The following is a 13128-nucleotide window of genomic DNA, read 5'->3' on the forward strand; positions in this document are numbered from 1 at the left end:
GACTTTAATATAAAAAATCCTAGTCGTTGTAGTATTATTGTTGGACTACTGACTAGGATTTTTTTAAATATAAAATACCATTACTGCCAATAATGGTATTTAATTTAAAATATGTTTGAAGTAAATTTTAATATAACACAATAAAATAAACAACACTATTTATTATACACTAAAACATATAAAAAGTGTGTATTAAATAACAAGAGGGAGAGCAAATCATGATAAACAACATAAAAAGAACTAAAATTGTCTGTACATTAGGGCCAGCTAGTGAAAAAGAAGAAGTATTAAGAGAGCTTATGAAAAGTGGATTAAATGTGTGTAGAATGAACTTCTCGCATGGATCTCATGAGGAACATAAAGGAAGAATGGATCTAGTTAAAAAATTAAGAGAAGAATTAGGTCAACCTACTGCTATACTTTTAGATACTAAAGGACCAGAAATAAGAACAGGACAATTTGATGTACCAGAAGTTTTTTTAGAAGAAGGACAAACTTTCACAGTAACAATGAAAGATGTTATGGGGAATAAAGATATGTGTACAGTAAGTTACAAAGGTTTAGCAAATGATGTTAAAGCAGGAGACACTATATTAATAGATGATGGTCTAGTAGGGCTTACTGTTAAAGAGATAAATGGAGATGATATAGTTTGTGAAGTTCAAAACTCAGGAATAGTTAAAAACCACAAAGGGGTTAACGTGCCAGGAGTTAAAGTAAATCTTCCAGCTATAACTGAAAAAGATAGAAGTGATATAGAGTTTGGGATAGAGCAAGGAATAGATTTTATAGCAGCATCTTTCGTAAGAAAAGTATCTGATGTACTTGCTATAAGAGAAATATTAGAAGAAAACAATGCTGATCATATAAAAATAATATCTAAAATAGAAAACCAAGAAGGTGTAGATAATTTAGATGAAATAATAGCGGTTTCTGATGGAATAATGGTAGCTAGGGGAGACCTTGGAGTTGAAATACCAACAGAAGAAATACCAGTTGTTCAAAAGCTAATGATTAAAAAATGTAACGAAGCTGGAAAACCAGTTATAACAGCTACTCAAATGCTTGACTCTATGATGAGAAATCCAAGACCAACTAGAGCAGAAGTTACAGACGTTGCAAATGCTATATACGATGGAACAGATGCAATAATGTTATCAGGAGAAACTGCTGCAGGTAAATATCCAGTGGAAGCGGTAAGAACTATGGCTACAATAGCTAAAAGAGCAGAAGAAACAATGAAAAATAAAAGAGATATGATAAATAAATCTAAGAATGTTACAGATGCTATAAGTTATGCAACTTGTACAACTGCTATGGATTTAGAAGCAAGAGCAATACTTAGTTCAACTTCTTCAGGACACACTGCAAGAATGGTATCTAAATTCAGACCAGACTGCACAATAATAGCAACAACTAGTCATGAAAGTGTTAGAAGACAATTATCTTTAACTTGGGGTGTGCTTCCAGTTATAAGAGAAAAGTCAACAAATACGGATCAAGTTATAGTAAATTCTATAGAGGCAGCTAAAGCAGCTAACTACGTAAGCGAAAATGATGTAGTAGTTATAACTGCTGGTGGTAATGGAACTACTAACTTAATAAAAGTAGAAACAGTTTAATAAAAACCTTAAATTAATAAAAATCCTAGTCAATAATAGTATAATTTACTTTATGGCTAGGATTTTTTGTTATTATGAAAAATATAGTATATTTAATAATATATAATATTAGTAGGAGGTAATATACTTATGAAAATTGTAATTGCCATAGATTCTTTTAAGGGAAGTTTAAGTTCAATAGAAGCAGCTAATGCTATAAAAAAAGGAATAGAAAATTCTAAACTTGATGCACATATAGAAATAAAACCGTTGGCAGATGGTGGAGAAGGTACAGTTGATGCCTTAGTAGATGGAATGAATGGAAGAAGAAAAGTTGTAAAGGTCTGTGGTCCAGCTACAAAGTTAGTTGAAGCAACTTATGGCATATTAGATGATAATAAAACGGCAATTATGGAAATAGCTCAAGCAGCGGGAATTACTCAAGTTTCAGGAGAAGAAAAAAATCCTTTAAAAACTACAACTTACGGAGTTGGACAAATAATAAAAGCTGCCATAGATGAAGGGTGTAGAAACTTCATAATGGGAATTGGAGGAAGTGCTACAAATGATGCAGGAGTAGGTATGCTTCAAGCCTTAGGATTTAAATTTTATGATGAAAATAATAGCTTAGTTAATTTAGGTGGGAAAGTATTAAACCAAATAAAAAGAATAGATGATAGTGGAAAATTAAAAGAATTAGATGAATGTAACTTTAAAATTGCTTGTGATGTAAATAATCCTTTATTTGGATTAAATGGAGCGGCACATATATATGGTCCACAAAAAGGAGCTACACCAGAGATAGTTGATGAGTTAGATAAAGGGCTTAAAAATTTTGCTGAAATAGTAAAAAGAGATTTAAATAAGGATTTAGCGAACACACCTGGAGCAGGAGCAGCAGGAGGATTAGGATATGGATTTTTAACATTCTTAAATTCAAAATTAGAGTCTGGAATAAAAATAATATTAGATGAAATTAAATTAGAAGAATCAGTAAAAGATGCTGATATAGTTGTAACTGGTGAAGGAAGGTTGGATAATCAAACTGCCATGGGTAAAGCACCTATTGGAGTTGCAAAACTAGCTAAGAAGTATGGCGCCAAGGTTATAGCAATAGCAGGGTGTACAACAGATGATGCCATAACATGTAATGAAGAAGGAATTGATGCATTTTTTTCAATAGTTAACACAGCAATTACTTTAAAAGAAGCTATGGACCATAAAAATGCAGAAAACAATATAATTAATACTTCTACACAAATTTTTAATCTTGTAAAAATTTTAAGCAAAAATGAAATTTTATAATAAATCATATTAAAAATAGCAACTATGTTATATAGTTGCTATTTTTATATTAAATTTAATAATCTTTATGCTTTTTCTTTTGCTGTCTTAAGGAAAATCTTAGTTCTTCGGCTTGCTCTTTGCTTAATTTTGATTGTTTTTTCCAATATCACTTTCAAATGCACCTACCCTAAAAGGATTCTCAAATAATAGAGTGAAACTTCCACTAACTTTGTCCATAATAAATTCCTTCTGTTTTGTTTATTACAAGAGAGTGGGCAACCCCAGGATGTCAGGTTACTTCTATTTTTCAATAGGTCTGTACTATCAGCCAGACTGTGTTTTTATCTCTTACCTATATTATATCAATATTAAAAATTATAGATATACTAAGAAAATATAAATTTAATATAAAATTATACTAAAATAATATATTAATAAAAATTTATAGATTATATAAAACTATTTAGGGAATAAAAATAATAAAGATGAAGTCAATATGAAAGGGGCGTTTTTATGAAGAAGTTAGCAACATTTGCAGGTGGATGTTTTTGGTGTATGGTAAAGCCTTTTGATGAGTATGAAGGAGTAGAATCTGTCATATCTGGTTATACTGGTGGATATACAAAAAATCCCACTTATGAAGAAGTTTGTACTGATTTAACAGGACATATCGAAGCTATACAAATTACTTTTGATGATGAAATAATAAGTTACAAAGAACTTTTAGACATATATTGGAGTGTTATTGATCCTACTCAAGTAGGAGGCCAGTTTGCTGATTTAGGACATCATTACAAGACAGTGATTTTTTATCATGATGATTATCAAAAGCAAGAAGCTGAAAAATCTAAAGAAGATTTGGAGAAAAGTAGATTATATGATAAACCTATAGTTACAGAAATAAGAAAAGCTGAAACTTTCTATCCAGCAGAGGACTATCATCAATATTATTATAAGAAAAATCCAGATCATTATAATAGATACTACGAAGGTTCTGGAAGAGCAAAACATGTTAAGAAAGTATGGGCAAAGAAAAATCTTACAGCACTACAATATGAAGTAACACAAAACTCTGCAACAGAACCACCTTTTAGCAATGAATATTACAATAATTTTGAAGAAGGTATTTATGTAGATATAATAAGTGGAGAGCCTTTATTTACATCTAAGGATAAATTTGATTCAGGGTGTGGATGGCCTAGTTTTTCAAAGCCGATTGGAAAAGGAATACTAGATTTTTACGAAGATTATTCTCACAACATGGAAAGAGTAGAAGTAAAAGGTAGCAAAAGTGGAGCTCACATGGGTCATGTATTTGATGATGGACCAAAAGAAATGGGAGGTATTAGATTTTGTATTAACTCTGCATCATTGAGATTTATTCCAAAGGAAAAAATGATAGAAGAAGGATATGAACAATACTTAGAGTACTTATAGAAAAGTAGTAAGAGTGGCTCTAATTTGCAGATAAAAGATAGGGCAATTCATTGTAAAATACACCATACTATGATAAACTAAAGGTTGAATATTTATTAATATCGTAAATAGGAGGTTACCTATGTTAAATAATGCATTAATGGGAGTACAACTTGTTTTAGCAGTATTCTTAATGTTAGTAATTATGCCACAAGAAGGTAAAGATAACTTTAAGTCAGATTTTAGTGGTTCAGAAGAAGGTTCACAAGCTTACTTCAAGCCAAAAGGAAAACAAGCATTTCTTTTAAAATCAACTAAAATAGTATCAATACTATTTTTTATAAATGCGTTAGCATTATTAGTAGTAAACAAATAATATTAAATAAATGGCCAAATTTAATATTCAAAAAGTTAAAGGTTAAATTTAATTTTTAAACCAAGAAGATGATTATACAAAAGTGTAGTCATTTTTTTTGTTATAATGTAAGTATGATATAAAATTTATGACAAGGAAGGGAAAAATATGGCTGAAATAGATAATATTTTAGAGTGGGTTTTCGTATCAAAATGTAAAATACCAGAAGATGTCGTAGATGTATTGGCTCCAGGGGAAGTGGCAGTTGCAGCATACAGGACACTACGTGATAGTGCAACTTTTACAGATAAAAGAATAATAATAAGGGATGTACAAGGGCTAACTGGCAAGAAGGTAGAGATTTATTCTATACCATACTCATCAATAAACATGTGGTCAACGGAGACTGCAGGCTTGTTATTTGATTTAAGTGCAGAGGTAGAACTTTGGACTAGAGCTGGTCAGATAAAAATAACTCTACAAAAAGGTGTAGATGTGAGGGAGTTTGATAGACTTATTGCTCACTGTATTTTAAGATAAATTTTAAGTAGATATCATATTAAATGAGATGATATCTACTTTTTTATTTTTGCAGCCTTGTGGTTCGGTTTTATAATTTTGAATCATATAATTAAATTAAGGATAGTTGTTTTAACACAAAAATCCAACTAAATACTGTTACTATGGAAAAGGCAGAAGTAAATACTACTATTTGACTGGCTAAATCACTATCTCCATCCATTTGCATTGCCATTTGGAAGCTTGATACAGCAGTTGGTGATGCAAACATAATCATAAGGGATAAAAGAGAAACATCTCTAAATCCACAGTAATATGAGATTACTATAAATATAAGTGGAGTAATAATTAATTTCCCTAAAACGACTATAATTGTCTCTTTTAGATATTTTTTTACATTAGAAAAGGAAAATGAAGCACCAAGTAATGTTAATGATAAAGGTGTTGCCATTTTTGAAATATCCTTAATTGTGCTTACAATAAATACCGGAAGTTTTATACTAAAAATTAACAATAATAAACCTAAGCAAGCACCTATAATAAGAGGATTTGTAATTATTCCATGAATGATTTTTTTTATATTAATATTTCCACCACGAAAAGTTTCTAAGGCAATTACAGATAAAAAGTTAAATAAAGGAACTACTATTCCTATCAAAAGAGCAGTTGTTCCAATTTTTCCTTCACCTACTAAGGAAGTTGCAACAGGTATTCCGAAAAGTACAAAATTGCTACGAAATGTACCTTGAATCATAACTCCTCTTTTTTTATTGTCTTTTTCAATTATGGGTATAATTAAAAATAAAACTCCAAATAAAGCGATAATAGAGGTGGCAGCAAATATCATTAGTTTTGGATTAAAGACATTACATAAATCTGTTGTATAAATGTTATAAAATAGTAAAGTTGGCAAAAATACTTTAAAGGTAGCGTTGTTCATGACTTTTACTGAACTGTTATCGAGGACCTTTATGTATTTAAGAAAATAACCAAGAGCCATTACTATACATAGTGGTGCCACCACATTAAAGGATAAAATTAGATTTTCCATATATGTCATTCCCCCTTTTTTAGCATAATAAAAGTATAAATAAGAAGTAATAAAAATGCAAATATACAAAAATTAGACAAACTAGAATATTTTAGTTAAAATAGGTTGATAGATATAAATTAAAGAGTTATTTTTTAATTAAAAAAATACCTTGAATTGATCTGGGAAATAATATTAATAATTTAATAAATAAATAAAATAAAGATAATAATAAGTATAATAGGAGGTATTATATGACAGAGAAACTAAGAGAATCATTACTAGGGCTAATTAATGATAACCATTACAATCCTCTTAAAAAGGAAGAATTAGCACTAATTTTTAATATACACCCAGCAGAAATGCCAATGTTTTATAATTTTTTAGAAGAATTAGAGGAAGACGGATATATTGTTAAAACGAAAAAGGGAAGAATTATGTCGCCAAATACTATGGGATTATTTGTAGGAAAATTTGTATCTCATAGAAAAGGATTTGGGTTTGTTGAATCTGACGAAGAATTTACACAAGATTTATTTATTCCAAAAGATGATATAAATGGAGCTCTTCACAATGACAGAGTTATGGCAGAAATCATAACACCTGCTACAGAAGATAGAAGAGCAGAAGGTAAGGTTATAAAAATAATTAAAAGAGAAGTAACTAGAGTTGTTGGTTTATTCCAAGAAAACAAGAGCTTTGGTTTTGTTGTGCCTGATGACAAGAAATTTAATCAAGACATATTTATACCAAAGAGATTTTTCTCTGGGGCTAAAAATGATGATAAAGTAGTTTGTGAAATTACAGTTTGGCCACAAGAAAATAGAAAACCAGAAGGTAAAATAATAGAGGTACTTGGTCAAAAAGGTGAAAGAGGAGTAGAAATTGACTCAATAATAAGAGCCCATGGACTTCCAGAGGAATTTCCTAAAAAAGTAATAGACGAAGCTAATCATGTGGCAGATCAAGATTTAAGGGATGAAATAGCAAGAAGACTTGATATAAGAGACCTTAATATTTTTACAATAGATGGTGAAGATGCAAAGGACTTAGATGATGCCATTTCAATAGAAGAATTACCAAATGGTAATTATAAACTTGGAGTACATATTGCTGATGTTACTCATTATGTTAAAGAAAAGAGTAAACTAGACAAAGAGGCTTTAAAAAGAGCTACTTCTGTTTATTTAGTAGATAAAGTAATACCAATGTTACCAAAACAATTATCAAACGGTGTTTGTTCACTAAATCCGTTTGAAGATAAATTAACTTTATCTTGTTTCATGGAAATTGATTCAGAAGGTAAAGTTGTTAATTCTGATATAGCAGAGACTGTAATAAATTCAAAAGCTAGAATGACTTATACTGAAGTATCTGACATACTAGAAAAAGACGATGAAAAATTAAAACAAACTTTTGCTGCTCAAGTTGATGATTTTATAAAAGCGGAGAAACTAGCTAGAATTTTAATGAAGAGAAGACAAAGAAGAGGAGCTATAGACTTTGACTTCCCAGAGGCTAAAATAATATTAAATGGAAATGGTGAAGTAGTAGATATAAAACACTACGAAAGAAGAATATCAAACAAAATGATAGAAGAGTTCATGCTTGTAGCTAACGAAACAGTAGCAGAACATTTCTATTGGTTACAACTACCTTTTGTTTATAGAATACATGAGACTCCATCAGCAGAAAAAATGGAAGATCTTAAGAAATTCATAGCGACATTTGGATACACTATAAAAGGTGATATGGAAAATGTTCATCCAAAAGAAATCCAAGGAATAGTAGAAAAAATAAAAGGTACAAAAGAAGAAGAATCAATAAGTACAATAGCGCTTCGTTCTATGAAACAAGCTAAATATTCACCACAATGTATAGGTCACTTTGGATTAGCGGCAAAATACTACTGCCACTTTACTTCTCCAATAAGAAGATATCCAGACTTACAAATTCATAGAATAATAAAAGAGCAATTAAACAATAAAATAAATAATAAGAGACAAGAGCAATTAGCTCATATAGTTGAATACGCATCTACTCAATCATCAGAAAGAGAAAGAGCAGCAGAACTTGCTGAAAGAGATGTTCACGACTTCTACAAAGCGTGCTATATGGCAGACAAAGTTGGTCAAGAATTTGAAGGTGTAGTATCAAGTGTAACTTCATTTGGTATGTTCGTTGAACTTGACAATACAGTAGAAGGTCTTATAAGACTAGCTAATATGAGAGATGATTATTATATTTTCGACCAAGAAAAGTATACAATTATAGGTGAAAGAACTCATAAAACTTTCAAAATTGGTGATACTGTGAAAATCCAAGTTGAAAATGTAAATGTTGACTTTAGAGAAATAGATTTTAGATTAATAGCTAAATTAGAAGATAGTCATACAGAAGAAGATTTAAAAGAAGAAAATTAATAAATTTATTGAGAGAGGAGTTATATCCTCTCTTTTTTATATCATAAAGGTTAACCTAAAAAAAATAAAGGTTGACCTAAAAAATATAATAGAATATTATTATCATATGGCAAAATATTCAAATGAATTTCAAGGAGAATTAATATGATATATAAATTAAAAGAAAAAATAAAACATGGATACTTAATAAATAAAGAAGAAGCTAAGAGCTTATTAACATATGATTTAGAAATATTGGCAGATTGTGCAGATGAGTTGAGAAAACATTTTTTAGGGGATAAGTTTGATTTATGTTCAATAGTAAATGGAAAAAGTGGAAAGTGTAGTGAGAATTGCAAATTCTGTGCTCAATCATCATTCCATAAAACTAACACAGAGGTTTACCCATTACTTGATACAGAGTATTTACTAAAGGATGCAAAACATCATAAAGACAAACAAGTAAGAAGATATTCGATAGTAACATCAGGAAGAAAATTAAGTGATAGAGAAATTGACAAAGTTTGTGAATCTTTTGAAGAAATAATAGATAAAGTTGGAATAGAAACTTGTGCATCTCATGGATTACTAGGAGAAGAATCTTTGACAAAGCTTGCAAAAGTAGGTGTAAAAAGATATCACAACAACTTAGAAACATCTAGAAATTACTTTGATAAAATCTGTACAACACATACATATGATGAAAAAATTGAGACTATAAAAGCTGCACAAAAAGCAGGACTAATAGTATGTAGTGGTGGGATAATGGGTCTAGGTGAAAGTGAAGAAGATAGAATAGATATGGCCTTTGAACTTAGAGATTTGAATATAAAATCCATACCACTTAATGTGCTAAATTACATAGAAGGTACTGCTATAGAAAGAAAAAATTCTATAATAGAAGAAGATTTTTTTAAAATGGTTGCTATATATAGATTTATAAATCCAACTGCTGAAATAAGATTGGCAGGAGGAAGAAATCTGCTAAGTGAATTTGGTAAGAAAGCTTTCACAGGAGGTGCCAATGCTACTATAACAGGAGATATGTTAACTACTTGCGGTAATCAAATAGACGATGATGTGAAAATGATAATTGAACTAGGGTACGAAATATAAATAGTCTTATAAAATACTTTTAAGTTAAATTGGAGGCACAGCATGGGAAGAGGAATATTCATAATTGGAACAGATACAGATGCAGGAAAAACTTTTGTAACAGCAGGTTTAACATATGCTCTAAAACAAAACAACAAAGATGTCATACCTTATAAACCTGTACAAAGTGGAGGTAATGGAGATACTAGGTTCTACAAAGAAATGGCTAATCTAGATTTAAGCATAGAAGAAATGAATACATATACACTGAAAGAAGCTGTATCTCCTCATTTAGCTTGCAAATTAGAAAATAAGAAGATATATAAAGAAGTTATATTAAATCATTATAAAAAACTTATAAACAGTCATAACTATGTAATTGTGGAAGGAGCCGGAGGAATAGTAGTTCCTCTTGTGGATAATAAATATTATGTGTATAACTTAATTAAAGATTTGAATTTAGATGTTGTAATAGTTGCTAGAGCAGGAGTTGGAACTATAAATCATACCGTACTTACTAACGAGTTTCTAAAAGCACAAAACATAAAAGTTAAAGGCATAATAATAAATCAATATAACAATAAGTTATATGAAAATGACAATATAAAACAAATAGAAGAACTTACTAATTTGAATATAATTCATAAATTTAATAAGTTAGAAGACTTTTCAAAGAAATCAATAGAAGAAGAATATAAAAAAATAGATATAAATAAGATAATAGAATTGGTATTCAAGGGGGAAAAATAACATGAAAAATTTACAAGAAAAAGATTTGAAATATATATGGCATCCATGTTCACAAATGAAAGACTACGAAAAATTTCCACCTATAGTAATAAAAAATGGTAAAGGTGTATTTTTAGAAGATATGAACGGGAAAAAATACTTAGATGCAGTATCTTCATGGTGGGTTAACCTATTTGGACATGCCAATGAGCGTATAAACAATTCTTTATATAATCAGTCAAATTCATTAGAACATGTTATATTTGCAAACTTTACTCACAGGCCAGCCATAGAACTTAGTGAAAGAATCATAAATCTAACTCCAGATAGATTACAAAAAGTTTTCTTTGGTGATAATGGTTCATCAGCCATAGAAATAGCTTTGAAATTAAGCTTTCAATATCATCAACAAATTGGCAAAACAAGAAAAACTAAATTTGTAAACATATCAGATGCATATCATGGTGAAACAATAGGAGCTTTATCAATAGGAGACGTAGATTTATATAACAAAATATATAAGCCAATTTTATTAGAAACTACAACAGTTAAGGGACCTGATTGTTTTAGATGTGAATTTAATAAAAATAGAGAAAATTGCAATGGCGAATGTTTTGTTCATATGGAAAATACCATAGCAGAAATTCATGAAGAAGTAAGTGCAATAGTTATAGAGCCAATGGTGCAATGTGCAGCAGGAATGAAAATATACTCACCTAAATATTTAGTGAAGCTAAGAGAGTTATGCGATAAATACGATATAAACTTAATTGCAGATGAGATAGCAGTAGGATTTGGTAGAACTGGCAAGATGTTTGCTTGTGAACATGCCAATATATCACCTGACATAATGTGCTTATCAAAAGGATTAACAGCAGGATATATGCCACTTTCATTAGTACTTATGAGTAATAAAATTTACGATGCATTTTATGATGAATATAATACAATGAAGGCATTTTTACACAGTCACAGTTATTCAGGTAATCCATTGGGATGTAGCGTGGCATTGGAAACTTTAAATATATTTGAAGATGATGATGTTATAAATGTTAACAAAGATAAAAGTGAATATCTAAGAAGAAAAGTTGAAAGTGTAATAAAAGACATTCCTTATGTGGGAGAATACCGTCAGATAGGAATGATTGGTGCTATTGAATTAGTAAAAGATAAAGAAACTAAAGAACCATTTGAAGGTGAAAAAAGAGTAGGATACAACATTTATAAAATAGCCCTGGAAAAAGGAGTTTTACTAAGAGCATTAGGCAACATAGTTTATTTCATGCCGCCTTTCGTAATAAGTGAAGGCGAAATAGATTTCATGGTAGAAACAGCAAGAGATAGTATAAATGAATATTTTAATAATAAAAAAGGAATAGGAATAAATGAATAATAGTAAGACTAAAGAGTTAACTCTAATATCTTTATTAGCTGTGATAATTGCTATATCAGGAAGTTTTAAAATACCAGGTATTATACCAGGGACTGAGTTCCAACTGTCAGCACCAATAGCTATAGCAATATGTGCGGCCTTTGGATTTAAAAGATATATAGCAGCAGGGGTTATAGCCAGCACTATAAACTTAATCATGGGTACACATACAATTTTAAATATAATTGTAGCCATGGCGTTTAGAGTAGTAGGTGGTGGAATAATAGGTATACTAGGACCAAGTTTGTTAGTAGTATCTATTGCAGGTCCCATAGGAACTATAGCAGGTAGAATAGTTATGTCAAACATAGTCGGAACGCCATTTAAAATGTTAATAGTGGCAGCATTTCCAGGAATGATATATACACTAATATCTTCATACTTAATTTACAAAGTAATAGAAAACATAATGAAAAAAACTCCTTATAAAAGCTTTATAAGATCTAAAGAAAAAATAATAAAAGTAGGGTGAGAAAATGGCATTACATAGCATAAAAATGAGATCGTCTAAAGATAACAAACATATATCGGGAGCAGAAAGCATAGTAGACGAGGATAATTTAGAAACAGCAGTTAGCAGGCTTATAAAAAGAGCATTAACTCATTCTAAGGGTAAGGCAGAGAATATAAATATAAAAATTGAAAAACTTGATGAAGAAAAAATAATTTTTTTAGAACCATTGAAAGTGACAACAGTAGAAGTTGAAAATACTATTCAGGGATTTAAATGCGTCAAGTACTTGCTAAACAAATTAGGTATAGATGACGAAAAATCAAATAAAATACTGAAAATATTTAAGCAAGCCTCTTGTATGAGAGGCGCAATTCTGCTGGATATTAACACTCTTGAAAGATTGGAACCAGACAAAGATAGAGGTATTAGAGCTACTTATATGGATTTTGAAAATTCTAATACAGATAGATTAACAAAAGAATCTGGACAGAATACTCATTTTATAGAGGCCTTGGCACTTGCTACTAAAGTTATAAATTGTCCATATATAATAGGAGAGATTTGTTACTCTGATGATCCAAACTATACAGCAGGATATATATCATCTAAAAAATATGGCTACGTGAGAATTCCTCATCTAAAAGAGTTTGGAGATGAAAGTGGTGGAAGAATATTTTTATATGATTCATCTTTAGATAATGTACAAGATTGTATAGATTATATAGAAAAGTCTAAAACCATAATAAGAAATAATATATCTCAACAGACATACATGACATACGAAGAATTTTTAAATCTATAGGGAGTA

General features: G+C 29.9%; 11 protein-coding genes and 1 pseudogene. 11 read left to right on the forward strand and 1 reads right to left on the reverse strand.

The genetic code is table 11. The features are described from left to right. Window positions 1-218: 218 nt before the first annotated feature. The 5 genes and pseudogenes from pyk to QX51_RS07180 form a co-directional block, all read left to right on the forward strand. A pseudogene (pyk, locus tag QX51_RS07160) lies at window positions 219-1619 on the forward strand (pyruvate kinase); the annotation flags it as partial. Window positions 1620-1751: 132 nt separating this feature from the next. Further along, complete coding sequence (locus QX51_RS07165; RefSeq protein ID WP_039679223.1) at window positions 1752-2906, forward strand: glycerate kinase family protein; 1155 nt, start codon at window positions 1752-1754, stop codon at window positions 2904-2906. A gap of 495 nt (window positions 2907-3401) precedes the next feature. Then, window positions 3402-4325 (forward strand): peptide-methionine (S)-S-oxide reductase MsrA, encoded by a 924-nt coding sequence (gene msrA, locus QX51_RS07170; protein ID WP_039679224.1) that lies wholly within the window; start codon window positions 3402-3404, stop codon window positions 4323-4325. A 121-nt stretch (window positions 4326-4446) separates the two neighbouring features. Next, window positions 4447-4680, forward strand: a complete 234-nt coding sequence (gene secG / locus QX51_RS07175; RefSeq protein ID WP_039679225.1) for a preprotein translocase subunit SecG — start codon at window positions 4447-4449, stop codon at window positions 4678-4680. 147 nt (window positions 4681-4827) lie between these two features. Next, window positions 4828-5199, forward strand: coding sequence for a PH domain-containing protein (locus QX51_RS07180; protein WP_039679226.1), 372 nt, complete (start codon window positions 4828-4830; stop codon window positions 5197-5199). A 91-nt stretch (window positions 5200-5290) separates the two neighbouring features. Here the strand turns inward: QX51_RS07180 and QX51_RS07185 are convergent, their stop codons facing one another. Next, window positions 5291-6229, reverse strand: coding sequence for an AEC family transporter (locus tag QX51_RS07185; protein ID WP_039679227.1), 939 nt, complete (start codon window positions 6227-6229; stop codon window positions 5291-5293). Between the two features lie 233 nt (window positions 6230-6462). Between QX51_RS07185 and rnr the strand changes: the two genes are divergently transcribed. From rnr to QX51_RS07215, 6 genes are all read left to right on the forward strand, one after another. Beyond that, window positions 6463-8631: a ribonuclease R gene (rnr, locus tag QX51_RS07190; protein ID WP_039679228.1), complete on the forward strand. Its 2169-nt coding sequence runs from the start codon at window positions 6463-6465 to the stop codon at window positions 8629-8631. A gap of 144 nt (window positions 8632-8775) precedes the next feature. Further along, on the forward strand, window positions 8776-9726 hold the full coding sequence (bioB, locus tag QX51_RS07195) for a biotin synthase BioB (protein ID WP_330376049.1): 951 nt from the start codon (window positions 8776-8778) through the stop codon (window positions 9724-9726). 42 nt (window positions 9727-9768) lie between these two features. Then, the gene (bioD, locus tag QX51_RS07200) at window positions 9769-10455 is read left to right on the forward strand and encodes a dethiobiotin synthase (RefSeq protein WP_039679230.1); all 687 of its coding nucleotides are present in this window, start codon (window positions 9769-9771) and stop codon (window positions 10453-10455) included. A gap of 1 nt (window position 10456) precedes the next feature. Next, window positions 10457-11827 carry an adenosylmethionine--8-amino-7-oxononanoate transaminase gene (gene bioA, locus QX51_RS07205; RefSeq protein ID WP_039679231.1) on the forward strand — a complete coding sequence of 457 codons (1371 nt, stop codon included), beginning with the start codon at window positions 10457-10459 and terminating at the stop codon, window positions 11825-11827. Beyond that, window positions 11820-12338: a hypothetical protein gene (locus QX51_RS07210; protein WP_039679232.1), complete on the forward strand. Its 519-nt coding sequence runs from the start codon at window positions 11820-11822 to the stop codon at window positions 12336-12338. The genes bioA and QX51_RS07210 overlap by 8 nt, the downstream gene beginning before the upstream one ends. A 4-nt stretch (window positions 12339-12342) precedes the next feature. Next, window positions 12343-13122, forward strand: a complete 780-nt coding sequence (locus tag QX51_RS07215) for a 6-carboxyhexanoate--CoA ligase (RefSeq protein WP_039679233.1) — start codon at window positions 12343-12345, stop codon at window positions 13120-13122. Window positions 13123-13128: the final 6 nt, after the last annotated feature.

Origin of the sequence: Terrisporobacter othiniensis (assembly GCF_000808015.1) — a bacterium.
Taxonomy (GTDB): Bacteria; Bacillota; Clostridia; order Peptostreptococcales; family Peptostreptococcaceae; genus Terrisporobacter; species Terrisporobacter muris.